The 23,339-nt window shown below is 63.0% G+C and carries 17 protein-coding genes; 6 read left to right on the top strand and 11 right to left on the bottom strand.

All coding sequences use genetic code 11. The annotated features are described in order from the left end of the window. The first annotated feature begins 24 nt into the window (after positions 1 to 24). On the top strand, positions 25 to 1,989 hold the full coding sequence (locus ACN2XU_RS01155; protein WP_419408545.1) for an oxidoreductase: 1,965 nt from the start codon (positions 25 to 27) through the stop codon (positions 1,987 to 1,989). A 577-nt stretch (positions 1,990 to 2,566) separates the two neighbouring features. Here ACN2XU_RS01155 and ACN2XU_RS01150 read toward each other — a convergent pair. From ACN2XU_RS01150 to ACN2XU_RS01130, 5 genes are read right to left on the bottom strand one after another with little or no spacing between them, the layout of a single operon-like run. Then, a complete protein-coding gene (locus tag ACN2XU_RS01150; protein WP_419408544.1) occupies positions 2,567 to 3,490 on the bottom strand; it encodes an SMP-30/gluconolactonase/LRE family protein in 924 nt (307 codons plus the stop codon). Beyond that, the gene (locus ACN2XU_RS01145; protein ID WP_419408543.1) at positions 3,487 to 4,422 is read right to left on the bottom strand and encodes an ABC transporter permease; all 936 of its coding nucleotides are present in this window, start codon (positions 4,420 to 4,422) and stop codon (positions 3,487 to 3,489) included. The genes ACN2XU_RS01150 and ACN2XU_RS01145 overlap by 4 nt, the downstream gene beginning before the upstream one ends. Beyond that, positions 4,419 to 5,348: an ABC transporter permease gene (locus ACN2XU_RS01140; protein WP_419408542.1), complete on the bottom strand. Its 930-nt coding sequence runs from the start codon at positions 5,346 to 5,348 to the stop codon at positions 4,419 to 4,421. Before ACN2XU_RS01140 ends, ACN2XU_RS01145 begins: the two co-directional genes overlap by 4 nt. Continuing rightward, on the bottom strand, positions 5,345 to 6,769 hold the full coding sequence (locus tag ACN2XU_RS01135) for a sugar ABC transporter ATP-binding protein (protein ID WP_419408541.1): 1,425 nt from the start codon (positions 6,767 to 6,769) through the stop codon (positions 5,345 to 5,347). The genes ACN2XU_RS01140 and ACN2XU_RS01135 overlap by 4 nt, the downstream gene beginning before the upstream one ends. Positions 6,770 to 6,829: 60 nt before the next feature. Then, positions 6,830 to 7,855: an ABC transporter substrate-binding protein gene (locus ACN2XU_RS01130; protein ID WP_419408540.1), complete on the bottom strand. Its 1,026-nt coding sequence runs from the start codon at positions 7,853 to 7,855 to the stop codon at positions 6,830 to 6,832. A gap of 217 nt (positions 7,856 to 8,072) precedes the next feature. Between ACN2XU_RS01130 and ACN2XU_RS01125 the strand changes: the two genes are divergently transcribed. The 3 genes from ACN2XU_RS01125 to ACN2XU_RS01115 all read left to right on the top strand — a co-directional run bounded on the left by ACN2XU_RS01125 (position 8,073) and on the right by ACN2XU_RS01115 (position 11,476). After that, positions 8,073 to 9,251, top strand: coding sequence for a sensor histidine kinase (locus tag ACN2XU_RS01125; RefSeq protein WP_419408539.1), 1,179 nt, complete (start codon positions 8,073 to 8,075; stop codon positions 9,249 to 9,251). After that, entirely contained in the window at positions 9,248 to 9,964 is a 717-nt protein-coding gene (locus ACN2XU_RS01120) for a response regulator (RefSeq protein ID WP_419408538.1), read from the top strand. Before ACN2XU_RS01125 ends, ACN2XU_RS01120 begins: the two co-directional genes overlap by 4 nt. A gap of 288 nt (positions 9,965 to 10,252) precedes the next feature. Further along, positions 10,253 to 11,476, top strand: coding sequence for a hypothetical protein (locus tag ACN2XU_RS01115; protein ID WP_419408537.1), 1,224 nt, complete (start codon positions 10,253 to 10,255; stop codon positions 11,474 to 11,476). Positions 11,477 to 11,880: 404 nt separating this feature from the next. On the opposite strand, the gene ACN2XU_RS01110 is transcribed toward ACN2XU_RS01115, so the two are convergent. From ACN2XU_RS01110 to ACN2XU_RS01095, 4 genes are all read right to left on the bottom strand, one after another. Beyond that, positions 11,881 to 14,931 (bottom strand): efflux RND transporter permease subunit, encoded by a 3,051-nt coding sequence (locus ACN2XU_RS01110; protein ID WP_419408536.1) that lies wholly within the window; start codon positions 14,929 to 14,931, stop codon positions 11,881 to 11,883. Continuing rightward, entirely contained in the window at positions 14,928 to 16,133 is a 1,206-nt protein-coding gene (locus tag ACN2XU_RS01105; RefSeq protein WP_419408535.1) for an efflux RND transporter periplasmic adaptor subunit, read from the bottom strand. The genes ACN2XU_RS01110 and ACN2XU_RS01105 overlap by 4 nt, the downstream gene beginning before the upstream one ends. Before the next feature lie 125 nt (positions 16,134 to 16,258). Beyond that, the gene (locus ACN2XU_RS01100; RefSeq protein WP_419408534.1) at positions 16,259 to 16,756 is read right to left on the bottom strand and encodes a GbsR/MarR family transcriptional regulator; all 498 of its coding nucleotides are present in this window, start codon (positions 16,754 to 16,756) and stop codon (positions 16,259 to 16,261) included. A 50-nt stretch (positions 16,757 to 16,806) separates the two neighbouring features. After that, on the bottom strand, positions 16,807 to 17,574 hold the full coding sequence (locus tag ACN2XU_RS01095) for a sulfite exporter TauE/SafE family protein (protein ID WP_419408533.1): 768 nt from the start codon (positions 17,572 to 17,574) through the stop codon (positions 16,807 to 16,809). A 247-nt stretch (positions 17,575 to 17,821) separates the two neighbouring features. Between ACN2XU_RS01095 and ACN2XU_RS01090 the strand changes: the two genes are divergently transcribed. Beyond that, the gene (locus ACN2XU_RS01090) at positions 17,822 to 19,507 is read left to right on the top strand and encodes an acyl-CoA dehydrogenase family protein (RefSeq protein WP_419408532.1); all 1,686 of its coding nucleotides are present in this window, start codon (positions 17,822 to 17,824) and stop codon (positions 19,505 to 19,507) included. 276 nt (positions 19,508 to 19,783) lie between these two features. Further along, positions 19,784 to 20,125, top strand: coding sequence for a carboxymuconolactone decarboxylase family protein (locus ACN2XU_RS01085; RefSeq protein ID WP_419408531.1), 342 nt, complete (start codon positions 19,784 to 19,786; stop codon positions 20,123 to 20,125). Positions 20,126 to 20,416: 291 nt separating this feature from the next. Here ACN2XU_RS01085 and pheT read toward each other — a convergent pair whose 3' ends face one another. Next, positions 20,417 to 22,819, bottom strand: a complete 2,403-nt coding sequence (gene pheT, locus ACN2XU_RS01080; protein WP_419408530.1) for a phenylalanine--tRNA ligase subunit beta — start codon at positions 22,817 to 22,819, stop codon at positions 20,417 to 20,419. 197 nt (positions 22,820 to 23,016) lie between these two features. Next, a complete protein-coding gene (locus ACN2XU_RS01075) occupies positions 23,017 to 23,298 on the bottom strand; it encodes a YrhK family protein (RefSeq protein ID WP_419408529.1) in 282 nt (93 codons plus the stop codon). Positions 23,299 to 23,339 lie beyond the last annotated feature (41 nt).

Genomic DNA, 23,339 nt, shown 5'->3' with positions numbered 1-23,339 from the left:
CGCAAACACGCAAGGAGCGCCGCCATGACACCTCCCGCATCCAAAGACCCACTGCTGTCTGCTTTCAAACTGGGCAAGCTGACCCTGCGCAACCGGGTCGTCAGCACCAGCCACGCGTCGATGAATGACAGCATGGCCATGCCCGCAGACCGCTACCAAGCCTATCACGAGGAAAAGGCGCGCGGCGGTCTGGCCATGACGATGATCGGCGGCAGCGCAATGGTGTCGCGCGATTCCAGTTGGGGCGGCGGGCAACTCGACTTCAGCACCGACCGCATTATCCCCTACCTGCAAGAGCTGTCCGCGCGGGTACACACGCACGGTGCCGCCGTGATGAGCCAGATCTCGCATCTCGGACGCCGTGCCAATGCGTTTCACGGCGACTGGTCCGCGGTTATCGCCCCCTCGCCCATCCGCGAGGTACGCAGCCGTGGCTTCCCGCGCGAGATGGACCGTGACGACATCGACCGCGTCATCGACGACTATGCCCGCGCAGCCAGGCGTGCGCAGGAGGGTGGTCTGGATGGTGTGGAGACCCTTTGCGGCGGCCACCTGATCGGACAGTTCATGTCGCCGCTGGCCAATCAGCGCACCGACGCATTCGGCGGTTCGCTGGAAAACCGCGCCCGCTTTGGGCTGATGGTGCATGAAGCCATCCGCGAGGCCGTGGGCCCCGACTTTGCCGTCGGCATCCGCCTCGTGATCGACGAAGGCACGGAAGGCGGCCTGACACCTGATGACGGGATCGCGTTGGCCCGGATGTTCGAACGAGAAGGGCTGCTTGATTTCTTTGACGCGATCTATGGGCGGATGGACAGCGACCTGCTCCTGTCGGAAGACAACATGCCGGGCATGTTCCAAACCGACGCCCCCTACCTGTCGTCTGTCGCGCGGTTTCGCAAGGAAGTGAGCCTGCCGCTGATCCATGCGGGCGGCATTCGCGATACGGCCACCGCCCGCCATGCGATCCGTGAAGGCATTGTCGATCTGGTCGGCATGACCCGCGCGCACCTGACCGACCCGCATCTGGTGCAGCATCTGCTGGCAGGCACCGAAGAACGCATCCGCCCCTGCGTGGGCGCATCCTATTGCCTGTATAAAAAGGCAACCTGCATTCACAACGCCGCCACAGGCAATGAACTGACCATTCCGCATCACGTATCCCCAGCCGACACGCCGGGCCGTGTTGTTGTGGTCGGGGGCGGCGTCGCCGGCATGGAAGCGGCGCGCGTCTGCGCCCTGCGGGGGCACTCGGTCGTGTTGCTGGAAGCGGCGACAGACCTTGGTGGCCAGCTGCTTCTTGCAGCGCGGGCCCCGGAACGCGACAAGCTGATCGGGATCGTGGACTGGCGAATTGCGGAATTGAACCGGCTGGGTGTCGATATTCGAACCAACTGTTACGCCGAGTTGGAAGAGGTCATGGCCGAGGCTCCCGATACCGTATTTGTTGCGACTGGCGGGGTGCCGGACCTCGACGGGTTCGACGGTGCCGATCTGTGCAAATCCACCTGGGATTTCCTCTCGGGTGCGATCCCCCGGGCCGATCATGTGCTGATCCACGACGGAACCGGACGCGCGCCCGCCCCCTCCAGTGCACTGCAGGCCCGAAAAGCTGGCAGCAGGGTGACATTCGCCACCATCGACGGCGTTGTCGGGCAGGAAATGCCATATCAGGACAACACGGGATACCGAAAGCGCTTTGCCGAAGAAGGCGTTGATGTCAGGGCCGATCTGGACCTGATCAAGGTCGAAAGCGCAGGCGCGGGCATCGTCGCGACCTTCGCCAATACGTTCAGCGGTCAAACCGTCACCGTTGAAGCCGATCAGATTGTCGTGGAACGGGGAACAAGCCCGCTGAATGCGCTCTATGCCGACTTGAAATCCAGCCCGCAATTCCTTGGCAAAGCCCATCTGATCGGTGACGCCGTCGCATCGCGCGATGTCCATGCGTCGATCCGGGAGGCCTATGTCACAGCTTTGACGTCATAGGCAATTGCGTTGGAGGGTCGTTCTGCTTTCAGAACGCACTCTCCTGATTTTATAGGGGCGGCCCGACCCCTTGAAGGATTGGCCTCGTGTGTCCCGCATGGCAGTTGGGATGCGATTGGTCTGGTCGGCCTCGAAAGGGTTGTGGATTGCAAGGGGCGCCGGGTGATTGTCTTCCGGCCCCTCCGCCAACGGTTGCTGCCCGTTTGCACACACTCAGTTCGAGGAAAAGGCGGACCGAAAGACCACGCGGGCGTTTGTCAAACATTTGCACCAAGCGGTCCCTTTTCGCATCCGGGCGAACTGGGTTAAAAACGGCCTCAAACCATGTGACGACATCCGCAAAATCTGGTCTCAGGGCAGGATCGACTGTTCATCGCTCCGATCCAACGGATGTGTGACAAGACACCCGCCTGCCCACATGGTTTTGCAGGTCCGGCGCTGCCTCGGGATTCCGGGATGCTGAAATCAAAGGAAGAAATCCAGCCCGAGGTAGCAGCGCCCTGTGCCAGACCCAACAGAGGCCAGGACAGTGACGAAAGGCGCCCGGCGCCCGCAGTCCATGCGCCAGACCCCGACGCTATTGCCCCCGCGTCCAGGGTTCGGCGCCTTTGACATCGACAAAAAGGCTATAGACCGATGTGGTCGCGGTGATGAACATCCGGTGTCCGTCCTGCCCGCCAAAACACAGGTTGGAAACAACCTGCGGCACGCGGATCTTGCCCAGAAGCGTCCCATCCGACGCAAAGCAATGCACCCCGTCTGCCGCCGAGGACCACAGGTTGCCCTCTATATCACAGCGCATGCCATCGGGCAGGCCCGTGTCGATCGTGGCAAACGGACCGACCTCGCGCAGCGTCGCCCCTTCGACCGCGAATTTGCGAATGACCGAGGGAACGGTTTCGTCGTGGCTTGAGCCGCTTTCCGCAATGTAAAGGAATTGCTCATCCGGTGAAAAGCACAGCCCGTTGGGCTGCGCGAAGTCACTGACCACCACGGACAGCGCTCCCTGCGGTGACAGACGATAAACGCACCGCGCCGGTTGCTCCGGATCGCTGCGGTAGCCTTCGAAATTCGAGATGATCCCATAGGTCGGATCGGTGAACCAGACCGCGCCGTCGGCGCTGACCACCACGTCATTGGGCGAGTTCAGCCGCTTGCCCTCAAACCGATCGGCCAGCACCGTCAGGGATCCGTCATGCTCCGTCCGGACCACATCGCGCAGGCCGTGACGACAGCCGATCAGACGCCCCTGACGATCGCGCGTGTTGCCGTTGTTGAACGCGCTTCCGCCGCGATACAGCGACACCCCCTCGCGCTCCGACCAGCGCATGATCCGCTGGCTCGGAATGTCCGAGAAAAGCAGGCAACCGTGATCCCCGAACCAGACCGGCCCTTCGGTCCAGGTGAAGCCCTCCGCGATTGCGTCGAGTGTGGACATGGGGTGGACCAGCGCCGCAAAGCGGTCGTCGTGGATCTCCAGATGCGGCGGCACGGTAATCATGCGCGGGTCCTCCTTGTGCTGGCGGCGATGACGATGGCGATGATGATGGTTCCGGTCAGAACGTTGCGCACGCCCGCCCCCGCGCCATAGCTGTTGAGCATGGAAACCACGAGGAACATGAAGAGCGCCGCGCCCCAGACGCCGGGCACGTTTGAATTGCCCCCGGCGATGGAACTGCCGCCGATGACGACCACGGCAATGGACATGAGCAGGTATTCCTGCCCCATGTTCAGCGCCGCACCGCCGGAAAAACTTGCCAACAGGTAGCCGGCAACGGAGGCGAATACGGCGACACAGACATAGGTGCTGGCCCGGACCATTTCGGTCGGCACCCCGGCCAGCCGCGCAACGCGCAGGTTCTGCCCCGTGGCCAGCAGCCAGCGGCCCCAGACCGAGCGTTCCAGAATGACCCAGACCACGACGGCCAGAAACAGCGCGACCCATGCCACATTCGGCAGCCCGATGAATCGCCCGGTGGCAAAATCGGCCAGCCCCTCGGGCGGCTTGATGCGCAGTCCCCGGTTGGACCAGATGGCAAGCGATTGATAAATCAGCGAGGCGGCGAGCGTCGCAATGATCGGCGGCAACCGCAGCAGGAAGATCAACGCATAATTGGCCAGCCCCGCGCCAAGCCCCACGGCCAGCGCGATGCCCAGGCCAAGAACCGCCGTGCCCGGATCACTGCCCATCGACTTCAGCGCCAGCGTCGCAGAAAGCGTCATGGTGGCGGGAATGGACAAATCGACATTGCCCGGCCCCAGCGTGATCACCAACATCTGCCCAAGCCCGACAATGGCGGCAAAGGCCCCAAAGGATAGCGCCGCATAGGCCAGCTCCCCCCCTCCGCGACCCGAGGTCAGGCCAAGCGTCAAGGCAAAGGCCAGAGCCGCCGCCAGCCAGGACCAGAGCCAGGGTTTGCTCAACGGATTCATGCCTCGGCTCCCTTGCGGCTGAAGATCAGGCGGGCGGTCAGAACGAGGATCAGGATCGCCCCCTGCGCGCCGATCTGCCAATCCGGCGACAAGCGCATGAAGGACAGGAAGGACGCGGCAAGTGTCAGTGTCAGCGCGCCGATCACCGCCCCGGTCGGGCTGACCTTGCCGCCGATGAACTCACCGCCGCCAAGGATCACACCAGCAATCGACAACAACGTGTAGCGCAGCGCGATATTGGCATCCGCCGAGGTCGTCAGCCCGACGAGCGCCATGCCCGCCAGCACACCAAAGAGCCCGGCCAATCCATAGGCCAGCGCCTTGAGCCGGATCACCGGCCAGCCCGCCCGCGCAATCGAGCGTGCGTTCCCACCAACCCCGCGCAGCACCGTGCCAATGCCGGAGCGGATGATCAGCAGATGCGTCACCCCCGCGATGATGATCGCCGCGACAACCGCCATGGGCGCAAAGGGCGGCTTGACCGTCATCAGCGTCCGCAGCCAGCCGGGGCTTTCACCGCCCGGCGAGGGCAGGATGAACAACGCCAACCCGCCCCAGACAAAGGACATACCGAGCGTGACAACGATGGCCGGCAAATCCAGCGCATGGATGACCGCGCCCATCAGGGCATAGGACAAGATCAGCGCCAGCAGGATCAGCAGGCCCAGCATTGGCGTATCATTGAGAAACGTCGCCGTGACACAGGCCACAAGGCTGACAAAGGCGCCAAGCGACAGGTCGATATCGTTGACCATGATAATCATCATCTGGGCAATCGTGGCCAGCGCAATCGGCACCGCGAGGTTGAACAGCAGGTTCAACCCGAAGTAGCTCATGGCGCGCGGCTGCATGTAGAAGGTCGCGACCAGAAGTACGGCCAGCGACACCACCGGCAGGATGATCCTGTGACGGGAAAGGAAATTCATGATGCCTCCTGCATCTCAAAAGAGGCTTCGAGGATCTTTTCCTCGGTGATCGCCGCGCCGGTCAGTTCGGCACTGATCTCGTGATTGCGGAAAACAAAGACCCTGTCGCATTGGCAGACTTCTTCGGTTTCGGTCGAATACCACAGGAAGGTTCGTCCCCGGGCGGCCTCGGCGCGGATCATGGCATAGACATCCTGTTTGGTGCCCACATCCACACCGCGCATCGGATCGTCCATGATCACAACCGGCGCGGGCGAGGCCAGCGCGCGGGCAAACAACACCTTTTGCTGATTGCCGCCCGACAGGGACAGAATCGGATTGCTGACGTCCTCCGTCCGGATGCCGATGCGGGTCTTCCAGTCGGCGGCCACGTCGGCCTCGGCGGCGCGATCCACCAGCCCCCGGCGCGCGCCCTGCTGCAGGATCGAAACGGAGATATTGCGCAGGATCGACCACAGCGGCAGCACCCCGTCACGCGGGCGGTCCCCGGCGACAAAAACCACCTCGGGCGACTTGCGCGCATGCCAGGAAGACGAACGCGAGAGGTAGAGCCGCGCCAGCGCCGCCGCCTGCCCATGCCCGGCAAGGCCGGACAGCCCGACGATCTCGCCCTCGCGTGCGCGCAGCCCCTGATCGGTGTGAATGACCTCGGCGCCGAAACTGCGGGCGCCGGCTTCGGCGCCGGTGCCCTCTGCCGCGACATGGCCCATGGCATCGACAAGGCCGCCCCGCGTAAAGTCGGCGGTGGCGCGTTCGGCCACGACCTTGCCGTCCTTCAGCACAATGATCCGGCTGGCGACGTCAAACACCTCCCCGAGCATATGCGAGATGAAGACCACCGCGCCGCCAGTCGCGCAGAACCGTTTGACATGCGCCAGCAGCTGATCGGCAATGCCCGCATCAAGCGAGGATGTCGGCTCATCGAGGATCACCAGCCGCGCCTCCGTGCCGCGCGGCGCAAAACCGATGGCAATCTCGACCATCTGCCGCTCGGCGATGGACAGGGTGTCGACCTCCGAATCCGGGTCGATTCCGTGACCCGGGAACACCGTATCAAGACTGCTCAGAATTTCCGTCCGCGCCCGCCTGCGCCATCCCGGTCCTTTGAGTGCCGCATGCGAGATGCGCAGGTTTTCCGCCACGGTCAGATTGGGACAGAGCGACAATTCCTGAAACACGGAGCGCACCCCGGCCTCCAGCGCACTGCCGCCGCGTGCAAAGGCGATCGTGCCGGAGGACGGCGCAAGCCCGCCATTGATCAGGTTTACCAGGGTCGACTTGCCCGCGCCATTATGGCCGACCAAGCCGATGCAATCCCCCGGCGCGACAGACAGGCTGACCCCATCGAGCGCGCGGACCGGGCCGAAGTGTTTGGCCGCATCGGTCAACGTCACGATCGGGGCGCTTTCATGATGGGTCATGAAGGCTCCATTCGGAGTAAGAGAAAGGCGGGCCGCCCCGGAAGGCGGCCCATGGACGCATCACTTGGCGTCAGCGATGACCTGCTGGGCGTCGTCCAGCGTATAGGTCACATTGGCCACGGACCCTTCGGGTGTGTTTGCCAGCGCTTCGTCGAGCGTGTCCTGCGTGATCTTCAGGAACGGCACAGTGAGATCCTTCGGGACATCTTCCCCGGCGAGGATCTGCTGTGCAACCCAGAAGGCCAACGAGGCAACACCCGGCGCAATCGACAGCGAAAGCGTCTCATAGCCGTTGGCGTCGCGCTGCTCGGCCCACCATTTCAGCTCATCCTGACGGTTGCCCAGCACGATAAGCGGCGTGTCGCGGCCTGCGGCCTTGAACGCTTGCGCCGCGCCGTAACCATCGCCGCCCTGCGTGACGACACCAACCACATCAGGAAGCGACGGCAGAACACCGGCGACGGCTTTTTGCGCCACGTCCTGTGCCCAATCGCCATGCACCGACCCGACAATCTTGAACTGGTCATGCTCCGCGACGCCCGCGTGAATGCCCTTGGAAATCTCGTCATCGACGAAAACCCCGGCAAGCCCCCGGATTTCCAGCAGATTGCCGCCGTCCGGCAGGCGCGAGGCGATATAATCCACCTCTTCACGCCCCATGGCGGCGAAATCGACCGCGATGCGCCATGCGCAGGGTTCGGTCACGATGCCGTCAAAGCTGACGACGGTCACACCAGCATCGCAGGCTTCCTTGATCGCACCGTTCAGCGCGGTCGGTGACGCCGCATTCAGCACGATCGCATCATAGCCCTGAAGGATCATGTTCTGGATTTGCGCGGCCTGTTCCGTCGCCTGGTTTTCCGACGTGGTATAGGCATCACCGGCCGCCACCACACCATCGGCAACCGCCTTGTCGGCGATCTCTTCCCAGGTCTGCAGCATCGCCTGTCGCCAGGAGTTGCCCGCATAGTTGTTGGATAGTGCAATTCGCTTGTCCGATGTCTCGGACAGGTGAGAGCCGGCCTGCGCCACTCCGGCGGCCATGGCAAGAGTTGCCGCGCCCAGCAGCATCTTCGAAATCGTCATGTTATTCCTCCCTATCGCGCATCGGTCATGCGCTTGCGCCCCGGCCCCTCCCGGACACGGGTCGCAGCAATGATGTGTGCAGAGCGACACCCTGTAAAGGCATCCCCCCGCAGAGATGTTGCGGGTTCCCGCACCTTCTTTGCGGTCTCTGGTGTTCCCTTTCCCCAAAACCCTTGTCACAATTGCGGGAATGCGCAGCGCGCAACGGGAGGAACCCATGACACACGGCCTGACCGCCCCCGCCAAGGGGGACGTCTTCCTGCGCATTTCAGCGCATCTGGCGGAGCGCACGGATATTGCGACCGCGCTGGAGGCGGTCGCCGGAGAGATTGCCGAAGTCATCCCCTTCACCCATGCCGACCTGTGCCTCAACGACCGGCCCGGCTGGCTGTCGAGCTACGAGGTCGGTATTCGCACCCGATGGTCGCGGGCCCGGACGCGGGTTGACGCCTCTCCCATACGCGAGCTGATCACCGGACACTGCGATTTCATGCTTTGCACGGACGCCATGCACGACCCGCGACAGACCTTCGAGGGCGCCTGCTCCGAACCGATCTTCAATCACAAGCTGCGCTCGCGGGTGCATGTGCTGATGAAGGTCATGGGGCAGCCCATCGGCACGCTCAACATCTCGCATTCCACCCCGGGGCTCTATTCCGAAGACACGGTGACACGGGCCCAGCACGTGGCCGATGTGCTCTCTCCCTACTTCCACGCGCTGCACACCGCCGAACAGGCCCAGCGCGCCACCCAGGTCGGACAGGAGGCGCGCGCCCGCGAAGAGGGGCTGCGCCGGGGCGCGCTCGAACTGACCCAGACGCTCGAACAGGAACGCCAACGCATCGGAATGGATCTGCATGACCAGACGCTGGCCGATCTCACGCGGCTGCTGCGGACGGTGACCGGGGATGGCCGCCTTGATCGGGCGGGCTTGGGTCAGCACATTTCCGAGACGATCACCGATCTGCGCCGGATCATCGACACGGCCGTGCCGACCTTGCTGGAGCTGTTCGGCTTTGCCCACGCAGTGCGCGTGCATCTCGAACGGGCCGTCAGAGACCAGACGATCGCCCTAGACGTGCAGGACGACACCGATGGCGCGCCCGACCGGCTGGACCCGACGGTGCGCACGGCGATGTTCCGCATTGCGCAAGAGGCGATCAACAATGCCGCCCGCCATTCCGGGGCAACCCGCATCGGCGTGTATATCGCACCGCACGCGCCACGCGGGCTGACCATGACGATCCGCGACAATGGCAGCGGCATGCCCGACACGCCGGATCGGCACTCCGGGCTGGCCCATATCCGGACGCGGGCGCGGCTGATCTCGGCGGGGCTGGATATCACCAACGACTACGGCTGTGCGCTGAGGGTCACATTGGAGCGGCAGCCATGAGAGTGCTCATCGTCGAAGACGACCAGTTCCACGCCTCCTATCTGCAGGATGTGCTCGCCGAGGCGCTGCCCGAGGTGACCGAGATCCTGCATGCGTCCAACGGCTATGAAGGCGAGGAAGAAGCCCGCCTCGGCGGCATCGACGCGGTGGTCATGGACCTTCAGATGGAACACCGCAACGGGATCGAGGCGGCCCGCACCCTCTGGGCCGAACGCCCGCAAAGCCGCATCCTCTTCTGGTCGAACTATGCCGATGAGGCCTATCTGCGCGGCATCGCCCGGATCGTCCCGGAAGACAGCGCCTATGGCTATGTGCTCAAGACCGCCTCTCCCGCGCGGCTGAAACTCGCCCTGCGGGCGGTGTTGCTCGAAGGGCAGATCATGGTCGACCGCGAAATTCACCGGCTGCAAAAGCGCGGCGCGTCGCCCCGGACCGCGCTCGACGACAGCGAATTCGCGGTTCTGCTGGACCTGGCGCTTGGATTGCAGGACAAGACCATCGCCGAACGCCGCAGCATGTCCCTGCGCACGGTGCAAAACCGCTTGCTGTCGCTCTATGACAAGCTCGGGGTGGAGGGGGATGGCGCGGGTTCGCTGACGCTGAACAAGCGGGTGCGGGCGTTGAACCGGGCGCTCGTGACCCGGACGCTGAATATCGAAACGCTTGAGGCGGCCCAGCGTGATCTCGATGCCTGGCTCAACGGAAACCGCTGATCTGACCGCCGGCGTCGGGATTACAGCGCAGCGATTTTACCGCGGCCTTATCGGCCTCTCCCTGCCCGAGTGACCGACGACCGGGAGCAGCCGGGCAGAATGGCTCTCGGCCCGGCAGAGCACACAACCAAAGCGGTCTTTGCTTGACGACCAAGTGCCATTAATACTTTAGTCAAATCATCTGGCATAGGCGCGCATTATTGACGCTCCTAATTTTTTTTGCCGGATTGGTCGATGCCTTCATGCGCAGCGGCTGTCATTTAATCGACCAATAGATTGGGCCTTTCCATGAACTCTTCGACGACCTCCCGAAAACCTGTTTTCCACGCCGCCTTGCTGGCGCTTCCGCTTGTCACCCTGTCCGCGCCCGTCCTGCACGCGCAAGCCCATGTGGCGACCGGCGATGCCACTGTGCGCAGTCAGCTTTGTGTCGGGACATCCTGCCCGGATGATCCCACCAGCACCTTCCTCAGCGCATCGGCCAGCTCCGTCCGGATCAGCGGAACCAGCACCCGTCTTGACTTCGAGGACACGTCCTCGCCCGGGTTCCCGACCAACGACTGGGCCCTGCTGATCAATGACGCAAGTGCATCCGGGAATGAGTACTTCTCGGTCGCCGACGTAACCAGTGGCAGCAGCCCCTTTCGCATCGACGCAGGCGCACGTGACAATGCGCTCTATGTCGCTACGGACGGAAGGGTGGGTTTCGGCACGACGCTGCCCGAAGCCAGCCTGCACCTTGAAGATGGCAGTTTTGCCGCCCTGCGTTTGCATCGCAACACGTCCGGTGGCGGCAACGATTCCGAATGGACCCTCGGAGCCGGCAATGCTGGATTCAGCATCAAGGACGAAGTGTCCGGTCGCACCCCCTTCATCGTCGAAGCCACCGCCCCGACCTATTCTCTGACCGTCTCCGGAACGACTGGTTTTGTCGGTGTGGGCCGCGACCGTCCGGATTCACCGCTGCATGTCGGACGCAGGGATGGTCAGGCCCGGATCATCGTCGAGAACGACGCCGTCTCTCCTTCCGCCGTGCGCGAGATGTTCGCGATGAAGAACAACGGCGGCTCCTACTTCACGCTCGCCAACACCGCAGCCAGCACCGAATGGTACTTCGTACATGAGAACAATGCGCCGAATCGTTTCTTGATCAACCACTCCGACGGCGGGGTGCAGATGGCGCTGACCCGTACCGGGGATATGACCCTGTCGGGCGAACTTTTTACCGCAGGATCCTGTGCCGCTGGCTGTGACCGTGTGTTTGACGAGGATTATCCGCTGCCGACGATTCCCGAGCAGGCGGCCATGATGCGCGCGCAAAAGCACCTTCCAAACGTCGGCCCGACCGCAGAGGAAGGCCCGTTCAACATCACCGCCATGACCGGCGGCATGCTCAACGAGCTGGAGAAAGCGCATCTCTACATCGCGCAGCTGCACGAAGAGCAGACCGCCATGCAAACCCAGATCGCCGAGTTGAAGGCCATGGTCGCCGAGCTGGCCGAGGCGCGCTGAGGGCGCCATGATTTTGACGGGATAGACAGGCCGACCCGCACGTTACTGTCGGCCCGTCGTTGCGGCGGGTCTTCGCCTTTGCCCAAGCCACACTCCGCATGGTGCCACGATCGACGGTCGACCTTGCATCCGCAATCCCTGCTCAGGCAGGTCCGGGGCCGCACCATTCCCAAACGAGGAAACGGCGCGGCCCCGATAGAAAAAGTGTCGATCCGGTTTGAACACACCTGCGGCGGCTCCCATCCCGCAGTGGGATGAACGCTGCGCGCCAACGCCTACGGCTTGCTGGCCGAGGGCGCCCCCAGCCCCGGTTCTTTGTGGCGACCAGCACGGCCCGGACCACAGTGGCGCGGACGGGCTATCTCGCGCGCTGTGCTTTTACGCGATCGGGCGGGCGGCGCGTATTACGAAGCGTCCTGTTCTACCCGGCGGTTGATCCCGAGCCAGCGTACCAACAACTGGACGGCCCGGCGGCGACCGCCGTCGATCAGGCTGAACAGCGACGGCACAAAGACCAGCGACAACATTGTCGACAGCAGCAGCCCGCCGATCACGGCGATCGCCATGGGCGAGCGGAATTCGCCCCCGGTGCCAAAGGCAAGGGCCGAAGGCACCATACCCGCTGTCATGGCGATGGTCGTCATGATGATCGGGCGCGCCCGCTTGTGACAGGCGTCCAGCATGGCCTCCGACCTGCCCACGCCGCTCGCCATGGCATCAAGCGCGAACTCCACAAGCATGATGGCGTTCTTCGTAACGATCCCCATCAGCATCAGGAACCCGATTATCACAGACAGACCAATCGCATTGTCTGTCAAGTACAGGGCAAAAATCGCCCCCCCGATAGCAAGTGGCAGGGACAGCAGGATTGTCACCGGCGTCACAAAGCTCTCGAACAGCACCACCAGCACCACATAAACCAGCATGATACCGGCAAACATCGCCAGCGCGAACTGACCGAAGATATCCGCCATCACCTTGGCATCGCCGGAGGAGGCAATCTCGGTACCGTCGGGCATGTCGGTCGCCGCTGGCAACGCATAGACCGCCGCCGTTGCCGGGCCAAGCACAGCGCCATTGACAAGGTTCGCCGAGACCGTCGTGCTGAACCGACCATCGACACGGTTGATCGTGCTGGCGCCCGCGGACAGCGAAAACACCGCCACAGCCTCAAGCGGCACCTGCTCGCCGAGGCTGGAGGTCACGCGCAGCCCGCGCATCTTTGACAGATCGTCGCGCACCTCCTCCTTCATCCGGACGATGATCGGAATCTGTCGGTCACCGGAGTTGAACTTGGCCACGTTGGACCCGCTCTCGCCCAGTGTCGCGATCCGAATCGTCGAGGCCAGCGCCGATGCGGACACACCCAGCGCCGCCGCCTGCTCCGGACGTGGGGTGATGCGGATCTCGGGCCGCACCAGCGCCGCATCCGTCTGGGCATCCACCAGCTCCGGCAAGGCTTCGATCTGCTTGGCCAACGCCGACGCCGCGCTTGCCACCGCTTCCTGGCTGTCGCCAAGAATGTTCAACGTGACATCGCGCTGACCGGTCTCCGAAACGATCATCCGCGCATCCGGCACATCGGCAATCGCGGCGGTGATATCGCCTTCGATGGCTTCGAACCCGCGTTTGCGCTCGTCTTTCTGGCCAAAATTCACCGTGATCCGCGCATCCGTTTCGCTGGTCGCGTTGACATAGACGGAGCGCACCTCCGGCACCGTCTTCACCCGGGTCGTGATCGCCTGCGCCGTTTCGCGCATATCCGCGATTTCCACACCGGGCGGCAATTCAACCGTGATGATGCTGCGGCCTGTATCCGCAGCCGGAACGAATTCCGACGGCAGCAGCGTCGCCGAATAGATTGATCCCGCAAAGATCCCCAAACCCGCGACCAACGTGATCAACCGGTTGTGCAGCGTCCAGTTCAGCATCCGCATGTAGTGGCGCATGATAAAGCCGTCATGCTCCGGTTCCGCCGGTCCACCGTCCTTGAGGAAATAGGCCGCCAGCATCGGCGTGATAAGCCGTGCCACCAGAAGCGAAAACAGCACGGCAACGGCCACCGTCAGGCCAAATTGCTCAAAGAACTGCCCGCCGATCCCGGACATGAAGCTCACAGGTGCAAATACTGCCACGATCGTGAAACTGATCGCGATCACCGTCATGCCGATCTCGGATGCCGCCTCTTCGGAGGCCTCATAAGCCGGTTTTCCCATGTGAATGTGCCGCACGATGTTCTCGATCTCCACGATCGCATCGTCGACAAGAATGCCGGTCACCAGCGTGATCGCGAGCAGCGACACAGTGTTCAGCGAAAACCCAAGCATGTTCATCACGATAAACGTCGGGATGATCGACAAGGGCAGCGCCAGCGCCGTGATCAGCGTCGCGCGCCAGTTGCGCAGGAACAAGAACACCACGAAAACCGCAAGGAACGCCCCTTCGTAGAGTGTATCCATTGCCGCGTGGTAGCTGCCCTCGGTATAGATCGTCGCATCGTCGATCAGGGTGAAGGTCGCATCGGGATAGGACTTGGCCAACTCAGCGATCTTTTCCTTCGCCGCGTCCCCCGCGATCAGATCGCTCGCCCCGCTGGCGCGGAATACGCCGATCGACACCACGGGATTACCATCGAGCAGCGCAAAACTCTTGGTCTCCTCGGAGCCGTCTTTGACCCGCCCCAGATCCGCCAGCCGCACAGTCGAGCCAGCCGGGGTCAGGATCTGTGTCTGCGCCAGCGCCTCCAGCGTCGTCGCCGAGCCCAGCGCCCGTATGGCATACTCCTGTCCGGCGAGGCTACCCGAGCCGCCGCCGAGGTTGACGTTGGCCGCGCGTACCTGATTGTTCACATTGGTCGCCGTCAGGCCAAGCGCCAAGAGCCGGTTCGGATCGAGTTCGACCTCGATGGCCCGGTCCGCGCCGCCCTTGCGCTGCACTTCACCCACGCCGTTTGCCGTGCCCACATCGCGGGCCACCACGTCGTCGACGAAATAGCTCAGCTCCTCGATGGTCCGCGTCGGATCCGAGACGGCATAGGTCAGGATCGGCGCACCGATCACGTCGACCCGCGTCACCTGCGGCTCGTTGATGCCATCGGGCAAATCGGCGCGAACGCTGTCCACCGCATCCTTGATGTCGGCCACCGCCGTGGAAATCTCCACACCAAGATCGAAGTTAACCGTGATCGAGGCCAGAGAGTCCGACGCCGTCGCGTTGATTTCGTCAACGCCGGTCACATCCCGGATGGAATCCTCGATCGGTTTGATGATCTGGTTGACGATTTCTGCCGGGGCCGCGCCCGACTGTGAGACGGTCACCGACACGACGGGAATGTCGACGTTCGGCATGTCCGTCACCGGCAGCGACTTGAACCCGAACAACCCCGCGACGCACAGCACGAGGAACAGTGCCACTGGCATGACCGGCGAGCGGATCGCCCATGTCGACATGTTCATTGGTCAGCCCCTTGCGCCGCGGCGCTGGTCTGTTCTTGTGTCTGCGCATCCGGGAAGACAGGCGCCACCCGGTCGCCATCGCCAAAGAAGGTGCCCGCGCGCAACATCACCACATCGCCCGCGTCGAGACCGCTGAGCACCTCGCGCTTTTGCCCGGTCAAAAGCCCGGCCTGAACCGGCACGCGTTGCACCACGCCATCCTCGCCAATACGCAGAACATAGGTTTCCCCGCCATCGCTCAGCACCGCGGAGGCCGGCACCGTCAGTCCTTCGTGACGGTCGATGATCACATTGCCGCTGGCAAACGCGCCACTCGGGATAACACCGGCGTCCAGCACTTCGATTTGAACCGAGCCAAGCCGCGTCGACGGGTTCACCGACGGTGAAACCAGACGCACCCGGCCCTGCGCCGCCCCGACCCCGGCAATCTGCAAATTCACCGGGTCGCCGACGTTGATCTGGCCAAGAGCCGTCTCGATGACCTCGGCCTCCACTTCGATCACCCCGTCGCGCGCCATTCGAAAAAGCGGGTCGCCCCCGGTTCCGGCGATCATCCCAAGGCTGCCGGAACGCTCAAGGATCAACCCGTCCACCGACGCGGTGATCGTGGCATCGTCGAGGTTCGCCTGCGCGATATCCATCGCCGCCTGCGCCCGCTGTGCCGAGGCCTCCGCCACGCCAAGACCGTCCTGTGCAGAGGCCGCCGCCGCCCGGGCCGCCTCTGCGCTGGCCTGCGCCGCATCAAGATCGGCATTCGACAGGTTGCCGCGCTGCGAGAGTTGCTGCGCCCGCTTGAGCTTGGCCTCTTCGTTGACTAGCGTCGCCTTGGCCGAATCAATCTGACTGCGCGCCTGTCCGACGGAGGCGAGCGCGCTGCCCGCTTCGGCCTTGGCCTGCGCCAATTGACCTTCGAGCACCCGCGTCTCCAGCCGCGCCAGAACATCGCCCGCCTTCACCACGTCGCCCGCCTCGGCATTGAGGCTGACGTAGGCATAGCCGCTGATGCGTGGAAAGATCAGCACCTCCTGGCGCGGCGTCGTACTGCCGGAGACCGTCACCTGATCCACCAATTCGGCGGGCGCAGCGCGGGCCACGGTCACATGCGGCAAGAGCACCGCCTCTGTCGATGTTTCCTGCGCGGTCGCAGGCAGGGCAAGGACGGAAATCAACGCGCAGAGCGCGGCAAGTCGGGAAACAGTCATCGCGCAGGGCTCAATCCAATTCGGCGGTTATCGGATAAAGATACGCCGCACAGGCATGCCTTCAACCACTTTGTTCAAAACAAAATGAACAAACGGACTGCAAGAATGCACAGATCAGCAAGAATTCATTTCTTTCCTGCGGTCAGGTCACGCAGACACGACCCCGCCCAATCACTCATCAATTGATAAAAGTCCGCGAAATCCTGCACCCGCTTGCGCGCCGCCTCGTCTTCTATGGCCGCCGCCGTGCCGCGCACCGTCTCGCAGTTGCGCTCCAGCATGGTCTTCACATGCCGCATCAGGTTCAGATACGGATTGTCGGCCAACTGGAAAAAATCCTGCCGCTCGCCGGGCATCCCGACGCGACGAATCAGACCGCGATCCTCCAGCGTCCGCGTTGCAGTGCTCACGCTACCGCGACTCACCTGAAGTTCATCGGCCAGCGCACCGAAAGACACCGGCACGCCATCGAAAATGAGCAGCCCGAGAATGCGCCCGGCAATGCGCGGCAGTTTCTCGGACTGGGTGATCTGCCCGACCGTCTCGATGAACTCTGCCCTGATCCGTGCCTGATCCGCCATGCCGTCCGCTCCGCCGTTCTGGATCACATATGGGCGCAGCATTGCCGATGTCACGAGTTTGTTCAATTCGTTCTGAAACAGGTGAACTCTGCTCAGCCCATCACAGCGCGCCGCAACAGGTTCAATCCCGCCACCAACAGCACAACAAGCGTCGCCTTTCGGAACGCGGTCTGGTCAATCCGGTCCTGCACCAATCCGCCCAGCCACATGCCGATTACCGCAGGCGGCAGCAGCGCCAGCGACAGCCACACCGTGCGCGCATTGAGGATGCCCGACACGATATGCGCCGCAAAGAGCGCCACCGCCCCAAGACCGTAAATCACGCCCTGAATGCGCATCTGCTCGCGCTTTTCTGTGCCAAGTGCCGTGAGATAGGCCACCGTCGGCGGCCCCCAGACACCGGACACACCCCCGATGAACCCGGCAAACGCGCCGACACCCATCTCCAGGCGCGGATTTTCCGCCGCCAACTTCGGCGACCACCCTGACAGTTGCAGCAGGACGAAGCCCACCACCGGAACCCCGATGGCCAGCAGGAAAAGCTGCGTCGGCAGGATCGAAACCAGCATCGAGGAGACCAACAAACAGACCAGCCCCACCAATAGGAACCGCCGGAAGCGCAGCACCGACTGCACCGCCGCCGACGGCCCCTGCCGCAGCGCTTGCATGCCGTTCGTCACCACCGTCGGCAGGATCAAACCGGCGAGCGCGAGCTGTGGCGGCAGAAAACTCGAAAGCCCGGAAACCAGAATCATCGGCATGGCAAAGCCCACCATGCCCTTGACCACACCGGCCAGCAGAGCAATTCCAAGGGCAGCGACCCAAAGGCCGGGCGTGAGGTCAGGCAAAATCATATCCATGACTGCCCATTACAGCGTCATGGCGCAGACCGGAAACAGGAAATCGCCCGGCGGGCACCCGGGACCGTACGGTACGGCCCGGTATTGATGCTAGACTTGGCTTGGCGCGCAAAACCACCCCGCATCGCGGGGTCACGGCACATGGTCGCGCAAGAATTGAACAACTTGTCGCGCCTCACGGTATTTTTGTTGCGCTGCACCTGCAAAATGGCTATCCAGCCCCGGACAGAAGAAAGAGGACGTGAAAATGGCTCATGATGGACAGACCCCGCCGACGGCGGGCACCGTTCTTCCCGACCTGCTTGCCCTGACCGGTGCGGCGATTGCCCCGGTCGATCAGGTGTTCGAAACGGCCCGCACCCGTGTGCGCGATCTGGTCAGCGAGGGCGGGCGCGTCTCGGGCAGCTTGCTCGAAGCGAACCAGACCGTTGCCCATGGCCTTGCCTGGCTCGCCACCTACCTCGAGTCCCTTCGCCAGATGCAGAAATGGGCTGAACGCCAGACCGAAAAGGGCGTGTTTGGTGAAATCGACCAGCTGCTCCTGCAAATCGGCTTTGGCGAATACCTCGCCCAGATCAAGGGCGGTATTCCGATGAACCAGGGCGAGTTCGTGCGCCTTGCGGACCTCGGCCTCGCGCCCGGGGATATCGCCGTGCTCGACACTCCGGACATCGCCAGACTGATGACCGAGGCCAATTCCATCGCCGCCCGCACCCGCCTTGTCGAGCTGATGGAAGAGCAAAGCGCCGAGATCACGGTGGGCAAATCCGGCCTAGACGAAGAACTCGAAATGATCCGCGAGCAATTTCGCCGCTATGCCGTGGACAAGGTCGAGCCCTATGCCCACGAATGGCACCTCAAGGACGAGTTGATCCCGATGGAAGTCGTCAACGAGCTCGCCGAGATGGGCGTTTTCGGTCTGACCATCCCGGAAGAATACGGCGGCTTCGGCCTGTCGAAGGCGTCCATGTGCGTCGTCTCCGAGGAGCTCTCCCGCGCTTACATCGGGGTCGGCTCGCTCGGCACGCGCTCCGAAATCGCTGCGGAACTGATCCTCGCGGGCGGCACCGAGGAGCAAAAGCAAAAGTGGCTCCCGGCTTTCGCAACCGGTGAAAAACTTCCCACCGCCGTCTTTACCGAACCCAACACCGGCTCCGACCTTGGCGCGCTGCGCACGCGAGCTGTGAAGGATGAAAACGGCGACTACAAGGTCACCGGAAACAAGACCTGGATCACCCACGCCGCCCGCACGCACGTCATGACCCTGCTCGCCCGGACCGATCCGGACACCAGCGACTACAAGGGCCTCAGCATGTTCCTCGCTGAGAAAACGCCCGGCACCGACGAGGCCCCCTTCCCCACCGAAGGCATGACCGGCGGTGAGATCGAAGTGCTCGGCTATCGCGGCATGAAGGAATACGAGCTGGGCTTCGACAATTTCCACGTGAAGGGCGAAAACCTGCTCGGCGGCGAGGAAGGCAAGGGCTTCAAACAGCTCATGGAGACCTTCGAAAGCGCCCGCATCCAGACTGCTGCCCGTGCCATCGGCGTGGCGCAATCGGCGCTCGATGTCGGCATGAAATACGCGCAGGACCGCAAGCAGTTCGGCAAGTCGCTCATCGCCTTCCCGCGCGTGTCCGGCAAGCTCGCCATGATGGCCGTCGAGATCATGATCGCCCGCCAGCTCACCTATTTCTCCGCATGGGAAAAGGATCACGGCCGCCGCTGCGATCTGGAGGCTGGCATGGCCAAGCTGCTCGGTGCCCGCGTCGCCTGGGCGGCGGCCGACAACGCGCTGCAGATCCACGGTGGCAATGGGTTTGCGCTGGAATACACGGTTTCCCGGATCCTCTGTGACGCCCGCATTCTCAACATCTTCGAGGGTGCAGGCGAGATTCAAGCGCAGGTGATTGCACGCAGGCTCCTTGGGTGACGATGTCGCGAATGCTCCGGGGGAGCGTTCGCCTCGCCTGAACGGTGAGATCCAGGCGCAAGTGATCGCAAGACGGCTTCTCGGCTGACGGGCGGTGCGGGCGCGCTGGCCCGCAGCTCTCTGAACCAAGAAAAAGCTCAAGGCCCCGCAGCAGTTGACGGGGCCTTTTCCTGCGTGGCGACGTCAGGGCTTTTGCAGATCCGAAGCTTGATCCATCTCAAAGCCGCAGTGTGGAAATCGTGGTCTTGAACGGCAAACACATCTCAGGAGCGCAATATGTTCTACGCCGAAAAACTCACTGAAACCCGCAATAATCTGCGGGTTCTACGCAAGGCAATCCCCGAAACCTTCGGCGGCTTTGTCCAGATGGAGCAGGCCGCGAGTCCTGATGGCGCCCTGTCGCACAAGCAAAAAGAGCTTATCGCGCTGGGGATCGCCGTCGCATTGCGCTGCGAGGATTGCATCAACAGCCACGTTGGGGCCTGCATACGCGCGGGAGCGACTCGGGACGAGGTTGCCGAGGCGCTCGGAACCGCCATCCAGATGTCTGGCGGCCCCGGCCTGATGTACGCGGGCAAGGCGCTCGCCGCCTTTGACGAATTAGCAACCGCGCACTGATCCCGGGCAATGTCCGGCTTCACCGCCGTTTTAAGGGTTAATGCCGGATTGCATTCGCGGATGATTGCGACAGTGGCGCATCTAAGAGGGACATCGACGCGCGCCTGAATGCGCGGGTTGGAAAGATCAAGTATCCTGTATCGATCCTCGTGAACCGGCGGCCGGTTGGTCCAAGCGACGCGGCCATTGTCCAAATTCCCGGGGCACCGCCATACAAAAGGGGCGCGGGCTCCATCAATCAGCGTGCGCCCCTCTGAACACTTGCCGCCAGGTCAGCGGGCGACCTGCGCGTTACCCGCGCAGCGTGCCACCCGTCGCCTTCTGGACCTTTTCGACGATCTTCGCGCCAACGGCCTCGATATCTTTTTCTTTCAGGGTCTTATCGGTCGGCTGCATGCGTACGGTTATCGCAAGGCTCTTCTTGCCATCGCCGAGGGATCCTCCCACGAACTCATCGAACACCCGCACGCTTTCGATCAAAGCCTTGTCCGCCCCCTGAGCGGCATTCACCAGATCCAGCGCCTGCACGGACGTGTCCACAACGAACGCAAAATCCCGCTCCACCGGCTGCAGGTCACTGATTTGCAGCGCCTTGCGCGTGGCGCCCGTTTTGCGCGGCACAGGGATCTCCTCCGGGAAGAGCACGTAGCCCACCGCAGGCCCCTTGACGTCCAGCTCGGCCAGCACCTTGGGATGGATCTCGCCATAGATCCCGAGGACTTTCTTCGGCCCAAGACACAAAACGCCGTGCCTTCCGGGATGCCACCACTCCGGCCCCGTGCGCATCACCTGCATCTTGGCCGGGGCGCCCATGGCCGACAGAATAGCCTCGGCGTCGGCCTTGGCATCGAACAGGTCAACGGGACGCGACGCGCCATGCACATCCTTCGGTCCGGTGTTTCCGACAAGGATCCCAGCCACTTGCATCCCCTGCTCGCCCGGCTCACCACCGGAGAAGGCCGCGCCGACCTCGAAGAGTGCCAGATCATTGAAGCCGCGCGCCTGATTGCGTGCTGCCGCCTGCAGCAGACCCGGCAGCAACGACGGGCGCAGATGGCTCATCTCGCTGCTGATCGGGTTTGCGAGCATGGTCGCGTCGTCGCCGCCGCCGAACAGCGCCGCCGCAGCACGGTCGATGAAGGAATATGTGACGCATTCGTTGTACCCAAGAGCGGCGCTGGTTCTGCGGGCGATCTGCTCCCGCTTCTGGATCGGCGACAGGATCGGGCGCGGCACGCCCGTAGTGATCCGCGGCAGCGGCTTGCCCTGCAGCTTTGTCAACGATGCGACACGCGCAACTTCCTCAACGAGGTCCGCCTCGCCAAGCACATCCGGACGCCAGCTCGGCACATGCGCCATATTGCCTTCCATCCGAAAGCCCAGCGCGGTCAGGGTCTGACGCTGCTCGCTCTCGGGGATCTCCATCCCAACGAGCGAAATGACCCGCTTCGCGTCGAGCTTGTACGACCGGCTTACATCCGGCACCTGCCCCGCGACCACAACATCGGAAACCTCGCCGCCACACAGGTCGAGGATCATCTGGGTCGCATCCTCCATCGCCTGCATGTTGTAGCCCGGATCAATGCCACGCTCATTGCGGTAGCGCGCATCGGAATTGATCTTCAGCGCGCGGCCCGTCGTGGCGATCTGAATGTTGTCCCAGAACGCCGCCTCAAGGAAGACATCGGTCGTCTCCTCGGTGCAGCCCGTCTCCAGGCCGCCCATGATGCCACCGATGGATTCAATGCCTTTCTCGTCGGAAATCACCACCTCCCCGGCGCTGAAGGTATAGATCTTCTCGTCGAGACCAACGAGGGTTTGACCGGCCTCGGCGCGGTGAATGCGCAGATCACCCTGCACCTTTGCCGCGTCGAAGACGTGCAACGGGCGGTTGCGGTCGAAGGTGAAAAAGTTGGTCACGTCCACAAGCTTCGAAATCGGACGCAGCCCGATTGCCCGCAACCGATCCTGCAACCACGCCGGGCTCGGCCCATTCTGCACCCCCCGGATCATCCGGCCGGCAAACACATGGCACCCGCCCTCGCCGGCGGTGTCCGCGTCGATTGTCACCTTGATCGGACAGGGGAACGAGCCGGAAACGCCATGCTCTCTCAGCGGCTTGAGCGTCCCCAACCCACGCGCCGCAAGGTCGCGCGCAACGCCATGGACGCCAAGCGCATCGGGGCGGTTCGGCGTGATGGCGATCTCTATGACCGGATCGACCTTTGCCGGATCATTCTGTGCCAGCCAGTCGATGAAGCGCTGACCCACGTCACCCGACGGCAGCTCGATGATGCCTGTGTGCTCATCCGATAGTTCCAGCTCGCGCTCGGATGCCATCATGCCGTGCGATTCTACGCCCCGGATATTGCCCACGGACAGCGTCACGTTGATCCCCGGCACATAGTCGCCCGGCTTGGCGAGGACCACCGTGATCCCCTCCCGCGCATTCGGCGCGCCGCAAACGATCTGCTTTTCGCCCTCGTCTGTCATCACCCGGCACACACGCAAGCGGTCGGCGTCCGGATGCTGCTCTGCGTGAACAACCTTGGCCAGAGTAAAGGCCTTCAGTTTTTCGGCAGGGTTTTCAACGCCTTCGACCTCCAGTCCAAGGTCAGTCAGCGCCTCGGAGATCTGATCGACCGATGCGCTGGTGTCGAGGTGCTCTTTCAACCAAGAGAGAGTGAACTTCATGCCAAAAATCCCGGGCTCGTGACGTTGGCGCTGTCCATACCGGAACACCCCCGCAGAGAAAAGGCCAAGCCAGCCATCCGGACCGCGGAAAACGCAAACCCTCGGATTGGACCGCGCCGCAGAGCAGGCTGGCGGCGGACGGCCAGGCCCCGGCCAGGCGGCAGAAACTCCATTCGCTCCGGCCTTGGATCATCCGATCAAGGCTCATACCGGTCGGCAAGATCCTCTGCATCACCCATGGCTGCAAGCTTGAGTTCACGGATCAGCTTCAGCGTTGGCTTCATGGCGAAAAAGAACGAGCCGATGACGAACAGCCAGATGGCCGGTGTCTCATAGGCCTTCCAGAAAAACAGGATCGATCCGATCAGAAAGCAAATTGCCGCGGTGAAATCGACCAACGTGTGGGCGATCTCGAAAGCGGCAAAAATACGCCGGGTCTCGGGGGTCTTCTGACGATTTTCGTGGGAAAAGAGGGTCATGCAAAATGTCCTTTCCGTTCCATCTGCCAAGCCGTCGCAGC

Source organism: Pacificoceanicola niger (assembly GCF_048553275.1).
Lineage (GTDB): Bacteria > Pseudomonadota > Alphaproteobacteria > Rhodobacterales > Rhodobacteraceae > Pacificoceanicola.
The sequence above is the reverse complement of the archived record's forward strand: the minus strand, read 5'-3'. Positions and strand labels throughout refer to the sequence as shown.